The sequence below is a fragment of the Labilibaculum manganireducens genome (assembly GCF_963665805.2).
Classification (GTDB): domain Bacteria; phylum Bacteroidota; class Bacteroidia; order Bacteroidales; family Marinifilaceae; genus Labilibaculum; species Labilibaculum manganireducens.
On sequence record NZ_CAXXEE010000003.1, the window covers coordinates 2,505,227 to 2,526,437 of the forward strand.

17 protein-coding genes and 2 riboswitches are annotated in these 21,211 nt (G+C 38.7%); of the genes, 5 read left to right on the forward strand and 12 right to left on the reverse strand.

The window, feature by feature from the left end; all coding sequences use genetic code 11:
• Positions 1-100: 100 nt before the first annotated feature.
• Positions 101-1,312 (reverse strand): ROK family protein, encoded by a 1,212-nt coding sequence (locus tag ACHZAX_RS09630; RefSeq protein ID WP_320018950.1) that lies wholly within the window; start codon positions 1,310-1,312, stop codon positions 101-103.
• 214 nt (positions 1,313-1,526) lie between these two features.
• On the opposite strand from ACHZAX_RS09630, the gene ACHZAX_RS09635 reads away from it, so the two are divergent.
• Positions 1,527-1,670 (forward strand): hypothetical protein, encoded by a 144-nt coding sequence (locus ACHZAX_RS09635; protein ID WP_320018951.1) that lies wholly within the window; start codon positions 1,527-1,529, stop codon positions 1,668-1,670.
• 39 nt (positions 1,671-1,709) lie between these two features.
• Here the strand turns inward: ACHZAX_RS09635 and ACHZAX_RS09640 are convergent, their stop codons facing one another.
• The 11 genes from ACHZAX_RS09640 to ACHZAX_RS09690 all read right to left on the reverse strand — a co-directional run bounded on the left by ACHZAX_RS09640 (position 1,710) and on the right by ACHZAX_RS09690 (position 15,053).
• Positions 1,710-2,321: a leucine-rich repeat domain-containing protein gene (locus ACHZAX_RS09640; protein WP_320018952.1), complete on the reverse strand. Its 612-nt coding sequence runs from the start codon at positions 2,319-2,321 to the stop codon at positions 1,710-1,712.
• Positions 2,322-2,624: 303 nt separating this feature from the next.
• Positions 2,625-3,365 carry a DUF6261 family protein gene (locus ACHZAX_RS09645; RefSeq protein ID WP_320018953.1) on the reverse strand — a complete coding sequence of 247 codons (741 nt, stop codon included), beginning with the start codon at positions 3,363-3,365 and terminating at the stop codon, positions 2,625-2,627.
• Between the two features lie 584 nt (positions 3,366-3,949).
• On the reverse strand, positions 3,950-5,953 hold the full coding sequence (locus ACHZAX_RS09650; protein ID WP_101308509.1) for a fructose-1,6-bisphosphatase: 2,004 nt from the start codon (positions 5,951-5,953) through the stop codon (positions 3,950-3,952).
• 70 nt (positions 5,954-6,023) lie between these two features.
• Positions 6,024-6,599 (reverse strand): transposase, encoded by a 576-nt coding sequence (locus ACHZAX_RS09655; RefSeq protein WP_320018954.1) that lies wholly within the window; start codon positions 6,597-6,599, stop codon positions 6,024-6,026.
• Between the two features lie 432 nt (positions 6,600-7,031).
• On the reverse strand, positions 7,032-8,075 hold the full coding sequence (locus ACHZAX_RS09660; protein WP_320018955.1) for an ABC transporter ATP-binding protein: 1,044 nt from the start codon (positions 8,073-8,075) through the stop codon (positions 7,032-7,034).
• A gap of 9 nt (positions 8,076-8,084) precedes the next feature.
• Positions 8,085-9,125, reverse strand: a complete 1,041-nt coding sequence (locus ACHZAX_RS09665) for a FecCD family ABC transporter permease (RefSeq protein ID WP_320018956.1) — start codon at positions 9,123-9,125, stop codon at positions 8,085-8,087.
• A gap of 5 nt (positions 9,126-9,130) precedes the next feature.
• On the reverse strand, positions 9,131-10,255 hold the full coding sequence (locus ACHZAX_RS09670; protein WP_320018957.1) for an ABC transporter substrate-binding protein: 1,125 nt from the start codon (positions 10,253-10,255) through the stop codon (positions 9,131-9,133).
• 67 nt (positions 10,256-10,322) lie between these two features.
• Entirely contained in the window at positions 10,323-11,219 is an 897-nt protein-coding gene (locus ACHZAX_RS09675) for a sirohydrochlorin cobaltochelatase (RefSeq protein WP_320018958.1), read from the reverse strand.
• Positions 11,212-12,726 (reverse strand): PepSY domain-containing protein, encoded by a 1,515-nt coding sequence (locus ACHZAX_RS09680; protein ID WP_320018959.1) that lies wholly within the window; start codon positions 12,724-12,726, stop codon positions 11,212-11,214. Before ACHZAX_RS09680 ends, ACHZAX_RS09675 begins: the two co-directional genes overlap by 8 nt.
• Before the next feature lie 99 nt (positions 12,727-12,825).
• Positions 12,826-14,853 carry a TonB-dependent receptor gene (locus ACHZAX_RS09685; protein ID WP_320018960.1) on the reverse strand — a complete coding sequence of 676 codons (2,028 nt, stop codon included), beginning with the start codon at positions 14,851-14,853 and terminating at the stop codon, positions 12,826-12,828.
• A gap of 2 nt (positions 14,854-14,855) precedes the next feature.
• Positions 14,856-15,053 carry a carboxypeptidase-like regulatory domain-containing protein gene (locus tag ACHZAX_RS09690; RefSeq protein ID WP_320018961.1) on the reverse strand — a complete coding sequence of 66 codons (198 nt, stop codon included), beginning with the start codon at positions 15,051-15,053 and terminating at the stop codon, positions 14,856-14,858.
• Between the two features lie 135 nt (positions 15,054-15,188).
• A riboswitch (cobalamin riboswitch) is annotated at positions 15,189-15,401 on the reverse strand.
• 305 nt (positions 15,402-15,706) lie between these two features.
• Positions 15,707-15,891: riboswitch (cobalamin riboswitch) on the forward strand.
• 128 nt (positions 15,892-16,019) lie between these two features.
• On the opposite strand from ACHZAX_RS09690, the gene ACHZAX_RS09695 reads away from it, so the two are divergent.
• From ACHZAX_RS09695 to ACHZAX_RS09710, 4 genes are all read left to right on the forward strand, one after another.
• Complete coding sequence (locus ACHZAX_RS09695; RefSeq protein WP_180327197.1) at positions 16,020-16,160, forward strand: hypothetical protein; 141 nt, start codon at positions 16,020-16,022, stop codon at positions 16,158-16,160.
• Between the two features lie 274 nt (positions 16,161-16,434).
• Positions 16,435-18,090, forward strand: a complete 1,656-nt coding sequence (locus ACHZAX_RS09700; protein ID WP_320018962.1) for a putative transporter — start codon at positions 16,435-16,437, stop codon at positions 18,088-18,090.
• 60 nt (positions 18,091-18,150) lie between these two features.
• Positions 18,151-19,692: an acyl-CoA carboxylase subunit beta gene (locus ACHZAX_RS09705; RefSeq protein WP_101308516.1), complete on the forward strand. Its 1,542-nt coding sequence runs from the start codon at positions 18,151-18,153 to the stop codon at positions 19,690-19,692.
• A 31-nt stretch (positions 19,693-19,723) separates the two neighbouring features.
• Positions 19,724-21,211 carry an acetyl-CoA carboxylase biotin carboxylase subunit gene (locus tag ACHZAX_RS09710; protein WP_320018963.1) on the forward strand — a complete coding sequence of 496 codons (1,488 nt, stop codon included), beginning with the start codon at positions 19,724-19,726 and terminating at the stop codon, positions 21,209-21,211.

Below are 21,211 nucleotides of genomic sequence, written 5' to 3' on the forward strand. Positions count from 1 at the left end.
CAGGCTTTCTTTTTTTCTTTTGCAGATTATTCTTTCATATTTCAGGTTTTATTTGGGTTAGTAATTGTTTGGTTAGTGATTATTTATATTTAAAACTTATTTAAATCAGTTGCAGCTTGCACAAAACGATTGCACCTGCTCCTTTAATTGCAGCATCAGTACCAATCGATGAAAATATTAATTCACATGATCGCAAAGGAAGAGACAAGGCCGTATGTGTCATGCCTGATTTTATCGAGTCAGTCAATACTTCTTTTGCCGATACAAACTTTCCTCCAATTATAATTATGCCTGGATTTAAAAAATTCACCATATTCCCGAGTGCTTTTCCAATAAGGAAACCCATCTTATGAATCAGCGAAATAGATAGTGCATCCCCTTCCCATGCGGCTTTTAAAATATCACCGTATTGAATTTCTGAAATGTCTTTACTGTTCAAAAGCAAAGATATTTCTCCTGATTGCACTTGCTCCTTAAAATTCTGCTCAAGTGCATAACCAGAAACTTCGGTGCCTAAACAACCCCGCTTACCGCATAAACACAGTTTATCTGATTCAGCAAACTGAATATGACCAAACTCGCCTGCAAATCCCTGCTCTCCGATCACAATTTCTCCATTGGCAATTATAGCCAAACCCAATCCCCGACTCAAATTAACAACAAAAGCATTTTTTACACTTTTCGCCTCTCCAAAAAACTGTTCTGCTATTCCTAATACATGAGTATCGTTATCAATATATACCGGAACCGAAAGTTGCTCAGAAAGATAACTTGTGAGCGAATTTTCCAAAAAATTAAAATAGTTGTATGAATTTCCAGTTTGTGAATTTATTCGGCCGGTAATACCAATACCAACCCCCAATATTTTATTCAAATCGATCTTTGAATCGCTAATTGAATTTCCTATAAAAGCAATAACATCGGCTAAACATTCAGAAGTGTTTTCCAGAATAAAATCATTATTATCAAATTTGTAAACCTCTTTCATTTCTAAATTGAAAATTGAAAGTGAAATCCCTTTTAGTAAAATGACAACACCAATGCAATATGCATAATCTGGATCCACCTTATAAACTGAAGGACGCCGGCCATTCTCAGTTTCCATTTTACCTACTTCAACAATGATCTGAGTTTCTATTAATTCGTTTATCAACTTAGTTCCGGTAGGTATACTTAATTTTACTTTTTTACAAATACCAGGAATTGTGAGTGGATTTTCAGCTTTATTCAACAATGAAATTATTTTACGCTTTTGCGCATAGTGCCTGTTTGCATTGTTTACATTCCTTATGTCTTTTAAAAAGAGTTCCATTAAATCAATATTTATTATTATTTTTAATTAATGCATGCAAGTTTATAATTTTTTTTATTAACTCCAAATAGTTTGTTGAATATTATTCTTTTAGAGAATAAACGGTTGGCAGAAACTTGATTGAACAAGCAGATATTTTAGCTCATGCTGAAAAAACATTTACGATCCGCTCAAAGTTGGGAATTGACCCGGTATCTGCAGGAAAAATCTATGTATGAACCAGTCTCACGGCAGGCTTGCCACATTCTGGACTGCACTAAAACCACACGCACAGGGCGATAGGTTCTTTAAGGATATGTTTGGAATTGTTTCGGCTCGTGTTCGTTATGGGTTGGCAAAAGGAGTTGTCCATCTCTAATTTCAAATGGTCAACATTACGGGAGTGTTAACAGTTATTTTAAAATAAGAAACGTCCGATAGCCGGCAGATCTTCCGGGATATTTTCAATTTGATTTTCCATTAAATTCAGCTCGGTGAGTTGATGGCTTTTAAGCAGATGAAAGGGAAATGTCTTTATGCAATTGTTTTCCAAATAAATGTTGGTGATGGATGCTGAGTGCAAAAGCTGTTCCAGTCCTTCAGAAACTTCATTGTTCGTAAAATCAATTAGCTCCAGTTTAGGACAGGTACTAAGAGCCGAAGGCACAACAGTAAAGCTATTGTTACCCAAATATAATTTTTGAAGATTTGGTATTTCCGTTATTGATTGAGGCAGTGAACTGATCTGGTTCCGACGAATATCCAGGCATCGCAAACTCTTTAAATTGGCTATTTCATCCGGAATCAATTCAAGTTCATTTTCCTGAATGTCTAAAAATTCCAGGTGTTTCAATTTAAAAAGTGCAGCAGGCCACTTGCCTTTCAAATTCTTTTTCGAAATATTTAAACGGGTAAGCTGAGCCAATTCATTCAACTGATAGCCTTTTATCAACCAAGTAACTTTCTCTACTTGTTTTATTTTCCACTTTAGCTGAGCATTCAACTCTTCAATTATAAGTAAGTCTCCCATCGATAATATTTCTTACTATTTATTTGTACTGCTGCAAAGCAAGGTAAACTTACTATTTATACCAAACAAAAAGAAATGCGTCTATGTCTTGTTTCACCAGCTCCCAACACTTTTTTCCTGCAATAAAAAAATCCCCCAATACATGGAGGATTTGTCTGTTTATAAATGTTGCTTAAAAATAGTGAGTACAAGCAGATGCTAACAAAATAGATTGTATTTTTATCAGCAAGCCGAGGCCCTCAATTCCCATTTTAAACTTTAGGCGGTTTACAGGAGAATTTCAGGTGCCTCTGCTTTTTTTACTTATGCCTCGGTTTCTGCAGTTTTATTTTCTGCATTTTCATTTTTCGTTTTGCGGATTCTACCAGCAGTAATGTATTTTTGGGTGCACTGGTTACAAAAATCTGCAATTTCCATGTATTTAGGATCAGAAGCGATTTTGTTTAACACCGTAATGGATTCGAACAATTCGTCGCAGACCAAACGCAGTTCTTTGTACACATTTTCGGTGTCGATGTTCACTTCGTTGGCTTTCAATTTTTCTTTTTCCTCTAACAGTTGGGTATAGGCCGTATTGTCGTCAAGCATTTCCTGATACCAGTCATTGGCCTTTAAGCTTAAAATTACGGCTTGGTTTTCTTCCGAATCCAATTCCTTAATTAAACTTGCCATTTTAGCCGATTGCACTTTTTGTCCGCTGGCATACAAACTCCAGCCATGTGCACGAATAATGCGGCAAATACGATCTGCTCCACTTACAACTCTTTCTGCGCTGCGATGAGTACAAGCCTCCATTAGGTTGCGGAAAGCAATAAAAGATTGATCTCTGCGATAATCTTTTCCACGCAGCCATTGGGTGTATTGGCTCGACGGATTTCGGTTTGATGCCTCCAAAGCTCTCTCATGTTTGACAATAAACTGGTCGGCCAGAGGTTTAATTGGTAAACCTTCTAAGTTGGCAGTCGATAAGTACGTTTTAATTTCGTTGCTATAGCCCAACAATTCGTTGATTCGCAGCAAACTAAAAATCATTTTTATAAACATTTCTCAAAATTTTAAATAAATTAAAAAAGCAACTTTCATTAACAGAATCATAAAACTACATTATTTTTATGATCTACAGATATTTTAGTCCCTGTTTTTACACATGTTAAGTAACAGGTACATTTTACTCTCCCTTTTTTTTACGTAGTGGTACTTCAAAAGAGTTTGAAGCCGTTCTTTTTTGCTGGGCTGGAGTTCAAAGGAATTTGAGCTGCTCCTTTTTGATGCAGGAGCAATATAAAAAATTTTGAAGTGCGTTTTTTCGGCTTGGGTGCAACTCAAATGATTTTGGGGACTCATTTTTTGGCTCAGCAGGAGTGCAAAGGAGTTTGAAGCCCTGTTTTTTTGCTTGAAAGGAGTGCAAAATGATTTGAAATTTAAAGAATGCCCGTTTTATGAGGCTTGCAAAGAATTATCCTTGTAATTGAGAGGATTTGAAAAGTAATATACGAGGTCTGATCAATTAATTGCATTTCGCGTGGGGTCAATAGCAGGATTGGAAAGCCTGAACTTTTTGCCTGCAAATTGCTGATGTGGGGAGATTGCAAGAACTTTCAGGTCTTAGCATATCGATATACTTTCATTTAACCTACACTTTTCACTTTTACAACACCCTTTCGGTACGCATCCAGCAATCGGTTCAGATCGAGAATTTGTTGGCGCAGATTGGCTCCAATATAGGTGTCGCCCACTCTTATTCGTTTGGTTGCGTGCTCAATCATGCTTCGGGTTGAAACAATATCCACTTCATCGTGAATGGCTTTGTGTTTCGATTCGAAAGAGGTATGCTCGGCCAAAATTAAACTGTAAGAATCATAAATTAAGGTATATCCGGCAATACCGGTCACCTTTTGATAGGGCTTCGACATTCCTCCGTCAATCACAAAGAGTTTTCCCTCCGCTTTCACCGGACTTTCTCCTTTTCCCACTTTTACCGGCACATGCCCGTTAACAATGTGCGATACTTCGGGATCGAGTCCAAATTCTTTTAAAATCCGGCAGCAGGAATCTTTATCATCCCTCAACTTGTAATACATATTGCTTTCTTCGCGCTGAGCTTCTTTATCGTTCAGAAAATATCGTTCGAAAGTGGCCATTTTCTTTTTGCCAAAAAGCGGCGAATAAGCCCCGCTCCACAAATACCACATGTAATCACGGTCTTTGTTCCTTTTTTCGGGATGTTCGCGGTTAAAATAAGCCCGCCGGGAAATCAAATCAAACTGATCGCACAAGGCCTTCCCTTTGTATTTTTCGCCCAGTAAAGTAAGCTCTTTAAAATTTCCCGTTTCGTCGAGAGGGATACAGCCATGAAACAGCAGATTTGAATTGTAGGAAAGATAAGTACCACCTTTTGAGAATAATGTTTTAATGTGCCGCTGCAGTTTGTCGCAATACAAAAAGGAAAATTGAAGTTTTTCAGTCAGCATCCTCTCCTCTTCGGTTAGTTGATAAGGATTATTTGGATCGATAGTTGGAAATGATTTGTCGTTCAATTCCAGTTCCCGTCCGTCAATTCTCACAGTACCTTTTTCATAATCAATTTTGTCGAGAAGCAAGCGATCGTCCATTTCCATTTCCGGATTTCGCTGAATGATCTCTCCTGCCAGTTTCATTTCAATCACCATAATGGCTTTGTGCATTTTACTGGTCAGTTTAATCTGAGTTGATCCGATGTTTTCTACCGGCGTATTCTTAGGAATAAAAGCCTCACACGGATCCCCCTCGTAGGCTTTCATGGCAAAGGTAGCCAGTGGCATCAGATTAATCCCGTAGGCATCTTCCAGCGTGTCCAGATTGTTGTATCGGGCACTCAAACGAATTACGGCAGCTATACTGGCACGTATTCCTGATGCCGCAGCCATCCAAACAATATCATGATTTCCCCACTGAATATCTACCGAATAATGATCCTGTATCACATCCATTACCTTATCGGCATAGGGACCTCTGTCATATATATCACCAATAATGTGCAGCCGATCAATCAGCAAGCGTTGTATAAACTTACTAATGGCTACAATAAACTGGTTGGCCCGATCTACATCGATAATGGATTGTATGATGCATTCGAAATATTTTTCCTTTTTCGCGTTCGGCTCATTCAGCAATTCATCAATTACATAAGCAAAATCGGGTGGCATGGCTTTTCTCACCTTCGATTGTGTATACTTATCGGCCGAAACGCGGGCTACGTCAATCAGTCTGCGAAGCGTAACCGCAAACCATTCGTTCAGATTATCTTGCTCGATTGTGATGAGTTTGAGTTTATCCTCAGGGTAATAAATGAGTGTTGACAGCTGATTCTTTTCTTTTTCGCTGATTGTGTTCCCGTAAACAATATCAATTTTCTTTCGTACCATGCCCGATGCATTTCGCAGCACATGACTAAAGGTCTCGTATTCTCCGTGAATATCTGTAAGGAAATGCTCAGTACCTTTGGGCAGATTCATGATTGATTCAAGATTAATGATTTCGGTACAGGCGGCTTGAACTGTGGGAAATTTCTCAGCAAGCAGGTTTAGAAATCTTAATTCGTCTTCGCTGTAATTGTGTTTTAACAATTGATCTTCATTGTAGTTGGGAACCATTTATTTTTGTATCAGTTAATTTGACATTTACTTTTACTACCCCGCAAACCAGACGCCAAGCATGGCGTCTCTACCATTCGTACATTTCGTCGTTTTTCCAGTTGCCTGGATTATTTTGTATGTATTGTTCTATTCTGTGACAGGAATCAAAATCGCGCACAATATGATCGTGAAACCGGGTTTGCCATGCGAAATTGGAATTGATTTTTCGGGCATTGATGGTCACGGATGATTTGAATCCGCGAATGATTGATGCCAAATTTTTGGATTGTGATCCAAACGTAGAGACGCGATGCTTCGCGTCTGAATATAGTTTTGTTTCATTTGAGACGCGATGCTTCGCGTCTGTACCCGTATTGTAATTATTTTTGCCAATGGTGATTAGGGCATGAAAATGATTTGGCATGATTACAAATTCGCCCAATTCCAAATTCATATCGGGTCTGATTTCGGGTGTTTTCATCCATTCGCTTGCGGCCAATTTCCCAATTTCATTCAAAATCATTTTTCCATTGGTAATTCCGCCAAAATAATGTTCGCGTTCGTGGGTACAAATGGTCACAAAATAAATGGCATTTGATCCGTAATCCCAATCTTTTAATCGGGCGGATGGTATGCGGTATTTATTTTGAAATTTTTCTGCCATTTTTATTTATTATTCTGTACAGACGCGATGCATCGCGTCTCATATATTATTATCCTTTTCTGATGCCATGAATGGTATCCTTTAATTTCATTTACAATTCAGACGCCAAGCATGGCGTCTCTACCCCATTAATTATTGCAATTTAGACGCGAAGCATCGCGTCTCTACCTTACACAAACATTTTTTTGTAACAATCCTTTTTTGAATCCATTGTATTGCAAATTGGAATCTGAAATTTTTGATTGTTTTCAAAATTAACAAAATATGTAAATATTAACCTTATTAGATTCTATTTTTCAAGTAATTGCTGTAGTTCAGCTAAACGTGAAAAAAAACAGGGCTAAAAGAAAAGTAAGGGATACAAAGCTTTCATTCATGAGACAAAGGAGATCTCATTTTCAAGCAATTCTAAACGGGAAGCAAAATTTTAGTTTATTCAGACAGTACGCATGATTCACTTTGTACCTCAAGCAAACTCTTTGCAGCCAATACGCGATTCACAAAAACTTCAACAGAGTCTTCAGACTGTATGCATTGGTCACCGATATACAAGGAGAATGGTTTTTGGGCATCTTTATTCACCTCCAGTCGGTTGCAGTCATCCGAATTTGCTCTTATCACTTTTATTCCTTTTCGGGATAAGGCTCTCCTGAGTAAAACATATTCGAATCCATGACCTTTTACTGCTACCTGTGAGTGCTGGGCATGCATCACTTTAAACAAACCTGTTTTATTGTCGAACACAATTCCTTTGTGCTGAAACATTTTTTGAAAGGCATTTTTAAGCAGTAAGTCTTCCGGACTACCTGTGATTAGCGGACCTCCATTTTGCAGCAACCACAAGCGATCCGATAGCTGCAATGCCAAATCCAGATCGTGGGTAGACATTAAAATGGATTTTCCGGATGTATTGGCAATATCCCGTAACAACTGCATGATCTCAACTCTGGCGGGCAAATCTAAAAAAGCAGTTGGTTCGTCCAATATAATTAGCGGCGTATCCTGAGCAAGAGCTTTGGCAATAAAAGCTTTTTGTCTTTCTCCGTCGCTTAAAGAAGTAAGCAAGCTGTCTTTTTTGTGTGCAATTCCACATTGCTCCATGGCACGAGCAACAATAATTTTATCTGCGGCGTTCAATCGTCCCAACATCCCCGTATAGGGACTGCGGCCATAACCTACCAATTCCTGCACATTCGCATTCGGAACAACAACCCTATCGGTTAACACCACTGCAATCTGTTTCGACAACTCCTTTTCGTTCAATTGATGAACTTCCCGATTATCAATCACAATTAAACCTCCTAAAACAGGCTGAAAGCCACAAATACTTCGCATCAAAGTACTTTTTCCTGTTCCGTTTGATCCCAAAAGGCAAATTAATTCTCCTGATGGAACAATGGCGGATAAATCGCCGGCCACAATCTTGCTGCCGTAACCTATCGAAAGATTTCTAATGTGCAGTAGGTTTTTATTCATGCTAATGGACTAAAAATTTTCTTTGCGTTTTTTCCAGATTACTGAGATAACAACCGGTGCGCCAATAAAAGCAGTTACCGAATTAACAGGCAATTCACTCTCCATTCCCGGAAGACGGGCCAGTAAATTACAAAGCAATGCTGTTGCAGCTCCTAAAATGCAGGCATTACAAATTAAATATAAATGATTGCTTGTGCGGGATACCAATTTTGCCAGATGCGGAACGGCCATGCCAATGAATATAATGGGACCGCAAAAAGCTGTTACAACAGCGGTTAATGTTCCTGCACATAGAATGATTAGTAAACGTGCCCGCTTGATCTTCAATCCTAAATTACTGGCGTACCGGTCGCCCAAAGCCATTAAATTCAGCGATTTGCTTAAAAACAAAGCAAGTAAAGAGGGTACAATGGTAATGATTGCAAACAAATAGGCCCGGTCAACCGACATACGCGAAAAACTGCCCAATCCCCATATTACATAGTTGTGTACATCTTCTTCCATGCTGTAGAATTTCAATACACCCACCACCGAATTGGACAGATATCCAATCATCACTCCGATGATAAGTACACTTAAGGTGCCTCCAATTTTATGCGAGATGAACAGGATCAAAGCTAAAACAGCAAAAGCACCTCCCAACGAGGCTGTAATTATTGCTAAATCGCCCCAAATACCCAATCGGGAAAAGGAAAATCCCCAAACCTGCCCTGCCACCAAAAGAACAAAGCCAACCCCCAAACTCGATCCCGAAGAAATTCCCAATACCGAAGGCCCAGCCAAAGGATTTCGAAAAAGTGTTTGCATCAGCAGTCCGGCTACTCCGAGAGCCATACCTGCACCTAAGGCAACTATGGTTTGCGGCAGTCGGGTTCGCAGCAGAATATTCTCCCAAATTACATTGGATGATCCTTTTCCTGTTACAATATCAACAACTTCGGCAATTGGGATATTGACCGATCCCATTGCCAGATTTAAGGCAATCAAAATCAACAAAAGACCAAGAGATAAAGGAATAAGAACTGATTTTCTCTGAAAAATAAGTGTCATATGAATCATTTTAAAACCTCATAAAATTCCGGTTTGTAATTGGGCAGCAAATCGGGATGAAAGAAATGAATGTAATCTGCCAATATCACATCCGGTTTCATGGCATTTTGCTCATAGTAGGGTTTCTCTCTGATGTTGCACATGATTACATTTCCCTCTTGATAGGCTTTAAAATCAGCATAACGAACGTCTTGTTCAATCAGTGCTTTACGCCCGAAACCTAAGGGTTCGGGAACCAGAATCCGCCAAAAATCGGCATTGGCAGCTTTGGTGTAAACACTTTCGAACCCCAAAGGATAAGCTCCTTGTTTATCGTCCTCAATAATATATTTGGCTCCGGCATCGCGGAAATAATTGGCGTAAAAACTCTTGCCTCCCGGCACATACCAGGTTCCCGACTTCATTTTTCCTGAGAATACTGTTGGTCGTATTTTCACTTTTTCAGTGAGGGTTTTAAGGGAATCATATCGAAAGGCTATTTTTTGAAACAAAGAATCGGCCTGCTTTTCCTTTCCAACAAAGGGTGCAATCATTTTTACCCATTCGGCTCTCCCCAAGGGTGATTTTTCATCGTAAGCCGCCATAGGAACCAACGGAATACCCAAATTTTTCAAGGCATCGTAACCACCCGATTTGTAGGGGGAAACAATAATTAAATCAGGGTTTAATCCTGCAATCAATTCGGTATTAAAGTGCCCCTCTTTTCCAACCCGTTTCACATTTCCATCTTCAATTCGCTTGTTGATGCCTTGATGAAACAAGTGCCGGCTGCTGTTGGTTGCCACAATGCGGTTAATATCGTGTAATGCAAAAAAGTAGGTCAGTTGAGTGGACGACAAACAGATGATTTTTTTACAGGGAACCTGAATGGTATTCGGACTCTTATCTCCTGCCAATTTCTCTCTCACCAATTTAAATTCCTGATAAGTTGAGTCATTCGCTTTGCCATTATAAATTCTTAGAACCTGATCCTTATCGGAATTAAAAATCTCAAACCCTTTAGCATACTTCAATTCCTTCTTCTGATACTTCCCAGATTCTGATCGAATCTCTTTTGCATTTGGTTTACAACTGCTTAGTGAAAATAAAAGAAGTAGTATGTTACTAAAAATAAAGGCCTTCCTTTCCATAAATTTTGATTTAGTGCTTAGAATGAATGCTGCTGTAATTGCAGATCCTGTTCTTAATTCCCAAAGTTTATTTTTTTGATTTGAGTTCAACCAGTACTTCTTTCAGGTGTTCAATCCAAATGCGAACCACATCATCCTGATCTGCCATTCCTCTCAAAACTGCTTCTGTTTTGTATCCCCTGGCTTCCAATACTGATTTCCAGCTTTCTACCTCTTCACCCGCCATATCGTTTCGGGCATGATCGCCGGCAATAGTCATAAAAGGAAGCAACCACACTTTGTTTACCTTTCGGGTTTCCAACTTCTCAATCACCTGATTCAATTCAGGATATCCCTCGACTGCAGCCAGGAATACATTCGGATTTTTTTCCCACAAATAGTACTGCATTCCCGGATAATATACATTTGCCGGATGATGCGTGCCATGTCCCATAAAAACAAGTACATCGCCTTCCACCATTCCTTCCGGCAAATTTTGCAGCAAAACATCACCTAAATTTTCAATGTCATTTTGATGATAAAGCAAAGGCTTGCCTAATTGAACCAGATCAATTCCTTTTGGCATTCCTGAAAATGCTTCCACCGTTGTTTTCAAATTTTCATATTCTTCTCCGGGAATTACATGCAGAGACTGAACCGCCACATTCGTAAAACCTTCCTCTCCCATTTTTGCCAGAGCTTCGGCAGGCGAATCAATAGTTTCGCCGCGTGAGCGAAGTTTATTGCGAATAATTTTTGATGTAAAAGCCCAATGTATTTCCAAATCTGGAAACGTGGCTTTCACTTCCTCTTCGATGTGTTGAAAGGTTGCCCGGGTTTCGGGATAACTGGAACCAAAGGAGACCAATAGAATTCCTGTTTTATTCGCTTTTTTTGTATGAGCTGCAGCCATAAATGAAAATGTTATTAGGAGCAGGAACAAGCCTGTCTTTAAAAATTTACTGAACTGATTTTTTTTAATCATTGGATTTTATTTTAACCGGCTTCAACCTTACCGGCAGTGATTTTTTAGCTTTTCTCCGGATCCATTTTATTCCCAACACAAAGCCTGATACACTTACTACGGTTCCTCCCAACGAAAGGAATAACAGCAAGAACTTTCTTAACCATTCGTGTTGTTTTAAAAATGGGAAATCCAAAGTGTGAAGAGATTTGTACAACCAACGGCGTCCTCTGTCGCTGCTGTTGTAACTTTTGATGACTTCTCCCGTTTTCGGATGAATGTACATGCAGGTATGATCGGCATCGTGCAAGCTCAGTTGCCATACCGGCAAAGGGCGTTCCCACATCCCGTTTTTTTGATAGTAGGCATCAAATTCGTTCAATTCTTTTAGATCGTAATTGGTGCCTGCAAATGCAGTTTTGCACCAACTGCTGATTTCCTTTTCGGAATAATCCGATTTTGCAAAAACGCCATCAGCTCCGGCAACATACACATCCGGCAATTCAAACTGATCCCTGTATACCCAGAAACAGGCTTGATTCATAACGGTTTTCCAAACTACTTTCCGGATCGGTTTTTCACCTTTAACAGCATTCCATAAATCAGACATTGATATTGCTGCATGCTGTTTCGCATCAGGTTTCTGATTCCATACCTTCGCGGCAGAAACTTTTGCATGTACCGGCACCAGGCTTTTGGGAATATCGACAACAGAGAAAAAACCACTCAAAATAAACGTGAATACAAAAAAGCCAAACAGAAAACCTGTAATGTGATGCCACTTGTACCAAAACTTTTTGTAAGGACTAAATTCTGTCCACAGAGAATTTTTCTTTCTTTTCTTCAAACGAATAAAGCCTGCCACTAAACCCGTAATACTTACCAGAATACCCAGAAAAGAAATCCAGGCCACCACCTTTAACCAAAGTCCTTTTTGCAGGCGCAGCGATTTAAAATAAATCCAATGAGGAATGGCTCCCAGTCGTGCGGCCCAACGGCTTTTTCTTGTTGTTTCCTGAATGATACTGCCTGTTTTCTCAGAAATGTAAATCCGCGTATGATCCTTATCATTCAAATAACATTTGTAGACAGGAAGCAAGGGATTGTAGTAGTCCCAAGGAATCCACTGGTCTAATTCTTCAATCTTTTCAACTGATTGAAGCTTAGCACCCGTAAAATCCTCTGCTAAATTTACTGCCTCTTTTTCTGTTGCTTTTTCACTTTCATTCAAAGAAACAGCATTGTATACTTTCTGCGATTTTCTTCCGGAATAAACTCTGTAAACCGGATTTCCATTCATTTTCTCTAATTCTATTTCACCTGAAAAACTCTCTGAAGGAGCTTGAATGGAATCAAAGTCAGACTTTGTTAAAAAAGACAGATGCAGAAACCTTTCCTCTTTTGAAGCATGAGGAAAACCTGCGAAAATCAGGACAAAACCTGATAAAAACCAAATCACAAACATCAGGCTGAGTACACTTCCTGATAGATTGTGAATTTGGAGGGTAATATTTTTAAATCTGCTCATGTTAGGGTATCAAAATTGGCAAAGAGCAAATCCCCTGATCAGGAATTTCTAATTTTTAAACAGTTCAGGGAATTTGCCTTATGCAGATAAATGTGTATTCTATTTTGCAAACTTGATGTTACAGCCAATAAATACGGTTCGTCCCGGATTTAAAGTGCCGTAATGAGATCCGTAAGGACTGTCATCTACGTAGTCGAAAATATTATCAACTCCGGCAGTTATTTCAAGAGATGTTCCTGCACTTGTAAACCGATGTGAGGTTGTTAGTTTCCATAAATTGTACCCGTCGGCATTTTTTTCACCTTCATAAAATTTCTCATCCTGAATTCTGCCAATCAAGCTTACGTTTAAAGCATAATCTTTCCAGTTTCTGTCATACAGCAAACGGAAATTGGCATAATTTTGAGCCACATTTTCCAAACGAATGTCATCTGTCTCATTCATAGCATCTACATAGGAGTATCCCCCGCCAAGAGTAAAGCCTCCGCCAACTTTCACATTAAAAAGGAAATCGATTCCTTTTGATTTTGTTTCTCCAATGTTGTAGTGCTGACGTGTTTTTTTAATTCCATCGGCTTTATCTGCAGCACTTGTTTCAACTGTTTGGTAGGCAATCATATCATCAACACTATTTTGATAGGCCGATAAGCTAAACGATAATTTTGAAACAATGTATTCTGCCGAAAAAGAATAATAATCAGATTTTTGCGCATCAAGATCAGTATTTCCCAAGTAGAGATTCCCTGGTTTTTCGTAATGGTAATACAACTCTTTTAATGTTGGAGCCTTAAAACCTTTTGCATATGTTGCTCTAAAATTAAAATTGTTGAATTTGTAAAGTGTGGATAATTTGGGTGTAAAATCATTCCCAAATTCTTTGTGCTTTACGTAACGAACACCAGCTACCAAAGAGAGGTTCTTAATTAGTTTGATCTCATCCTGAGCAAATGCAGAAAGGGTATAAGCATCTTCTTTGGCATTTACCAACCGACCTTCCGATTTCAGGCTTTCGTTTACGTATTCGCCACCCAATGTAAATTGATGCGTCTTTTTTAGACTAAAAACGTATTTTAGATTTACATCTTCGCGTTTTTGATCCGTATTAAGAACTTTTTCTCTTATTGAATGAAGGGTTTTCCCTGATTTTGAAGATATATCATTCTGATTGTACTTGTAATAGTATTTAAATTGATCAGAATTAAAATCTAAAGCGATGTAGTCCTTCTTATTAATTAGGTACTTGGCTCCTGCCGAATAAGAAAAATCGTTGTAGTAATAACCATATTTTTTTACTGTAATTGGCTGCAATACATCTTTCTCGTATTTCGATCCCATTGCATATACGCTTAGTTTATTGGTTGCGGCAAAATCAAAGCGCTGACTGATGGCGTAATCCTCGAAGGCATTCACTTGTTTAGCATCTGTAACAACAAGTACATCATCCGATGGATCATCATTATCCATATCATCGTCAATTTCGAACTTGCTTAGCTGCCACCCGTCCGATTCCTTTCTTGAATAAGTTGTAAGAGATGAAAAACGTCCTAAATTCAAACCTACTTTGTTGAAGTACTGTCTGTTTCCATGTTCACTTAATCGGGAATTGCTTTCAGCGTAGATTTTTCGTTTCGATTTTTTGGTTATCACATTAATTACACCTGCAATGGCTTCCGATCCATACAATGATGAAGATGCACCTTTAACCACTTCAATTCGTTCAATATTATCAGGATTAATGCGGTTGATGTCATTCTGGCCTCCAACATCTCCGTACATTCTTTTTCCATCAACAAGTACCAAAATGTAATCATTGCTTAATCCGTTTAACTGCATAAAAGCCCCCATACTGCCCGGACTAAAATCAAATGATGGACTAATTCCAGTCATTAAATCATCAAATCCCGATGCCGAAACAGCCTTCACCATCTTGCTGCTGATTAGTTCGGTTTGAACGGGAGCACTTTTTAAATGATGCGGTGTACCGGTACCTGTAACTACCACTTCGCCCAATTCTCTCTCGGATTTATTCAACTGAAAATCAAGAGCATTTGCTCCTTCCTTAATTTCTATAATTTCTTTTTTTCTTCCATATCCCGAATAGGAAACAACAATTTCGTACTCTCCCACCTTTAAGTTTCGAAACGAATAATACCATCGCTGTTGGTAGCGGCTCCTATGGTTGTTCCATGGAAATAAACGTTGGCACCAATTAAAGGATTTGTCCCGTCCTTTTCTGTGACTGCTCCGGACAATGTCCCCACTTGAGCAACTAAACTCTGACTTACCAATATAAAAAGGCCAATCAGAATGTAATTTTTAAACTGCATGATCGTTTTGTTTTTTAAATTTTAAAACATCACATCTTGCTGCCAAATGTTTACACAAACAAAGAAATTGGAATAATAAATACTGAACACGCGCGTAAGTTCAATACATATACTTCGATTCCCGGAAGCAAAATGTTCTTTAGTTACGACTTGGCAGGTCTCCTGACTTATCTCAGTTTTTACAGCCTTCCCCCCATTTCTGAGAGTGGCTTGCGGTGTAAAAACCATATTTTGCACATGGCAAAATGAGATTTACAGTAGCGGGTACTGTTCCGGATTTTCACCGGATTCCCTTTTCATTCCCTCAGACGATAGCCTGAGCAGAACACCAAAATCGATGCAAATGTATTATATATATTTAAGATATCGCATTCGGGGCAAACAAACCAGAAGTGTTTCACAGCATAGATATGCAAGTTAACGCGAATAAGTAACACAGCCTACAGCTCCCATTACAAGCCAATTAAGGCTTTAATATTTTAATCAACATCCCAGAGAATCAAGTTAACTTCAGCAATTGATTACTTGTAAAATCCATACCTCTGTAAACGATCAGTTTCTTTACTTCTCTCCTTTTTATGTCCGTAAAATCAAATTGATTCAACTTAAAGGAAATTTAAATTTGTTTTTTAGATACTTTTTTTAATAACTTTGCTTCCGAAAATAATTAAGATACCCCGTAAAAAGGGTTTAATAGGGAATCACGTTAAAATCGTGAGCTGACGCGCAACTGTAATTCCAATACAGTTTGCAACATCAAGCCACTGTTCCAATATCAGGAATGGGAAGGCGTTGCAAATGGAAAAGCCAGGAGACCTGTCTTATTTAATTAGATTGATGCTTTCGCGACATAAAGCTAAAAATCAGGACTCGCTGGTGAATTAAAAGTTCCTTTTTAATTTTATTATTCCTGTTTTTTATTGATTGACGCAAAGCATACAGTTTTACCATTTAAAATGTATTGTTATGCAAAAAGTAAGCAGCACTCCTCGCGAAATGGAGAAAGCAGTAAAGACCGAACACAACATGTATTTTGGCTTTGCAACTAATTATTCCGGAAAAAATATTCACTTCCCATTTCAAAAAGTTTATAAGATTCCTTATTGATTCCTGACTAGCCTCTAAATCAATAAAATTGAGCCGGCACTTTCATTTGCCAATTCATAATATCCTGACTTCGTATCAAGATAGATGGGAGTTCCGGCTCTTTTCATATGATTATAATTTGTTTTTAAGTTGCCATATGGAACTTACCATGCTGAGATAATCATCTCTCTGTGTGTCAAAATCGCTTTGACATGGACGTTTCATATCCCTTTATTTCTCACTAAAAAATGATCTTCTTCTGAGATCATATCGTTTAAAACACCAATAATTCAACATGAACATTATAGAACTATTAACTACACCAGGAACAGCATCTACAATTGTCATCATTTGTTTGGCCGCTGTTTTAGGTATTCTATTTGGAAAACTATCGTTTCTCAGAATTAAACTTGGCATTGCAGGCATACTGTTTTCCGGTCTGTTAATTGGGCATTTGGGTGCTGCAACCGATGCTCACGTATTGCACTTCATTAAAGAGTTTGGCTTAATTCTATTTGTGTATTCAATTGGTTTAGAGGTAGGTCCCCGCTTTATCACTTCGCTTAAAAATAATGGATTAAAGATTAACCTGCTCGCTTCAGGAATTGTTATTTCAGGTTTCTTTATTGCAGTTACCATAAAATTTATTTTCGATGTTCCCACTTCCGTGATCACCGGAATTATGTGCGGAGCTGTAACCAATACTCCCAGTTTAGGTGCTGCTCAGCAAACCATTGGCGATGTTATGGGCGCAAGCGAAAATATCGAAATTACGGGCATGGGCTATGCTGTTGCTTATCCGTTCGGAATTTTTGGAATTATTATTAGCATGATATTACTGCGTGTAATTTTCAAAATCAATGTAAAACAGGAAGAAGAACGATACAATAAGGAAATTACCGGCCTCGATGGAAAGCCAATTGCCATAAACGTTGAGATTACCAACCAAAACCTTTTTGGCAAAAGCATACTTTTTCTGAAAGATACCTGCAGTAATAATTTTGTTCTCTCAAGAATTAAACGAAACGATGATTTTATAGCTGCCGATTCCGAAACAATTCTTGAAAAAGGAGATATTCTTTATGGAGTATCGGTAGAATCAAATTTTAAATACATTCAACTTAATTTGGGCAAAATAAATACAACCAAAGATGTTGAGGTGTCTGGCAAACTTGGAATGAAACAAGTCATGATCACCAATAAGAAGCTGGCGGGAAAAAGTATAAAACAAATTGGGATCTCACGCCAGTTCCCTGTAAACATTACCAGAATCTACAGAAATGGTATTGAGTTAATGCCAAAGGAAGAAGACAGTATTGAATTTGGTGATACCGTACGTATTGTAGGAGAAAAAAAAGCTCTGATTAAAGTTGCCTCTCTGCTTGGCAACTCTGTAAAAGAACTATCACACCCTAATATCCTGCCCATTTTTCTGGGAATATTACTAGGGGTTATTATTGGCTTGTTTCCGATAAATATTCACGGCTTTCCTGCACCGGCCAAGCTAGGCCTAGCAGGCGGACCACTGTTAATTGCACTTATACTTGGGCACAAAGGCCGGATTGGCAAACTTGATTTCTATATGACTCCAAGTGCCAACCTTTTTATCCGGGAACTGGGTATTGTTCTTTTTCTGGCTTGTGTTGGAATTTCATCGGGAAAATATTTTGTACAAACGCTTCTAAACGATGGTTACATCTGGATGCTTTATGGCATTGCTATCACTTTTATTCCTCTCCTTATCGTTGCCGTTATTGCACATACCTTAAAAATCAATTACCTCACTATTTGTGGTTTATTGGCCGGATCCATGACCGACCCGCCGGCCTTGGAATTTGCCAATTCAATAGCTCCGATTCAGGCACAATCGACTGCTTACGCCACTGTTTACCCTTTGGTCATGTTCCTACGGGTTTTACTCGCACAAATCCTGGTATTACTTTTTACCTAAGTTCTATTTATTGGAAAATAAGTTCACAATGAATTCATTTAAATTTTACAACTAAAAACAATGAAAGACAACAGAATACCATTTCAAAAATATACAAGCCGACAAGAACAGTTGGCGGCACAATACAATTGGGAATATTTCTCGAAACAACACAAAAAGGGAAAACTAACTGCCAAAGAAAGAATTGAATTGCTGTTCGACGAAAACAGTTTCGAGGAAATAGATGCATTTGTTAAACCTTCAGGCAACATAGAAACAAACATATACGGAGACGGCGTAATTTGCGGACATGGCAAAATAAACGGCCGCAAAGTATTTGCCTTCGCTCAGGATTTTACGTTTATGGGAGGTTCACTAGGATCTGTTCATGCCGCCAAAATCATGAAAGTTCAGGACATGGCCTTAAGTATGGGGCATCCAATAATCGGACTAATTGATTCCGGCGGAGCAAGAATACAGGAAGGTGTGGCAAGTTTAGCAGGATATGCCGGAATTTTCCACCGCAATGTAAAAGCATCGGGTGTAATTCCTCAAATTTCGGTCATACTTGGACCTGCTGCCGGTGGTGCCGTTTATTCTCCGGCTCTTACCGATTTTATTTTTATGACCAGACAAACTGCATACATGTTTGTAACCGGTCCGGAGATCGTAAAAGAAGTCCTAAATGAAGAAATAAATTCAGAAGATTTAGGAGGTGCGGATATACATGGTTCCAAAAGTGGGGTTGCTCATTTTGTTTACGATGATGAAGAACATACTCTTTTGGGGGTTCGAAAATTATTGCAGTATTTACCCTCTAACAATGTAGACTTTCCTCCTGTATCGGCTCAAGAAGCTTTAGCTCCTAATAATCCCCAAAAACTTGGTGTAATTATCCCTGAAGAGGCCAACATTCCTTACGATATGCTGGATATTATCAATAATATTACAGATAAGAACAGCTTTTTCGAAATATCTGAAAATTTTGCCGGTAATATCATCATAGGATTTGCACGCCTTCAAAACAAAGTAATAGGATTGGTTGCCAATCAGCCCAAGGTTTTAGCCGGAGTTCTGGACATTAATTCGGCAGAGAAAGCCGCCCGTTTTGTTCGTTTCTGCGATGCTTTCAATATTCCTATTTTGGTTCTGGAAGATGTCCCCGGCTTTTTACCTGGCAGCAATCAGGAACACTCCGGAATTATTCGGCACGGTGCAAAATTATTGTATGCATTTAGCGAAGCTTCTGTTCCTAAAATAACCGTAATAGTAAGAAAAGCTTACGGCGGAGCTTATATTGTGATGAACAGCAAAAATATGGGAGGAGATTTTAATTTTGCCTGGCCTACTGCCGAAATTGCCGTTATGGGTCCCGAAGGTGCAGTAAAAATCCTTCATCGAAAAGAACTAATCCAATCGAAAAATACCGATGAACTAAAAGCAAAATTAATTGCTGACTACAAGGAAAATATTGCCAACCCATACATTGCTGATGAAAAAGGATATGTTGACGAAGTAATTGAACCCGCCAACACCCGTAAAAAATTAATTTCCGCTTTCGAAGCTCTGGAAAACAAATACATGGAGAAAATTGCTAAAAAGCACGGAAATATTCCTCTTTAAATACAAACAAATTTGAACTGATATCTTAGAAATGATCAAATCAATATTAATCGCAAACCGTGGTGAAATTGCAATTAGAATTGCAAAAACGGCCACAAAAATGGGAATTTTAGTGTATTGTATTCAGACAAACAGAGAGGCAAATGCTTTGTATCTCGACTTTGCCGATGAAATTATTACTCTTGAAGAAAATCCAAACGGATCCATTTTCTTAAATGCCGAAGAACTAATTCGTCTGGCGAAAGAACACCAAATCGAAGCCATTCATCCCGGCTATGGTTTTCTTTCCGAATCGCCTTATTTGGCAAGCAGATGCAAAGATGAGGGAGTTCTGTTTATCGGTCCAAGCGAGAAAGCCATTTATACGATGGGAAACAAAGGAATGGCCCGCAATATTGCTCAAAAAAGCGGAATCCCCGTTTTGGCTGGCAGTACTACAAACATTACTAATTTTTACGATGCAAAAGCCTGGGTGGAACAAATTGGCTATCCGGTGATTATGAAAGCCGTTGCCGGAGGTGGTGGCAAAGGAATGCGCATTGTGCGTTCGGCTGATGAATTGGAACTAATGTACAAATTGGTTACAAACGAAGCCAAATCTGCTTTTAACGACGATTCTTTGTTAATCGAAAAATATATTGAAAGTCCTAAACACATCGAAATACAGGTATTGGCCGACCAGCATGGAAATGCCATTCATTTATTCGAACGTGAATGTTCCATTCAGCGCAAACATCAGAAATTAATGGAGGAAGCTCCCTCTGTTGCTGTTTCCGATGATTTGAGAAATAAAATGGGAGAAATGGCTCTTTATCTTTGTCGGAAAATTAATTACCACACACTGGGTACGGTTGAATTCTTATTAGACAAAGATAATCGTTTCTATTTTCTGGAAATGAATACCAGAGTGCAGGTTGAGCATCCAATTACCGAGGCAATAACCGGAATCGACTTAATTAAGCAACAGATTAAAACAGCAGTTGGTGAAAAACTGGAACTTCGGCAAGGCGATATTCAAAGAAAAGGCTGGGCAATTGAATTGCGTATCAATGCCGAAGATGTGCAAGCCGATTTTTCTCCTAATCCGGGAATTATTGATAGAATGGAATTTCCTGAATGCAGTTTCCTGCGCGTGGATACAGGTTTTGAAAACGGCAAATTAATTCCTCCCAGTTACGATTCTATGATAACTAAATTGATCATTACAGGAGAGAACAGACAAGAAGCCATTGAGCATGCGTTAGCGGTAATTGAAAACACGGTAATAAAAGGTGTAAAAACAACAATTCCATTTTTTAAACTGGTGCTCAATCATCCTGATTTTATCAATGGATCATACAACACATCGTTTATATCGGAAAAGCTCGGTAAACCTTTCTTTCAGGAACAGGATGAAGAAAAAGCAGCTGCTATAATGGCTCTTCAGGCTTATTTAAACGAGAAACAAAAAATCGAAAGTAATTTGACTCACAAGGAGGATTCTGCGTGGGCTGCAAAAATGAGAAATAAACTTTTTTAG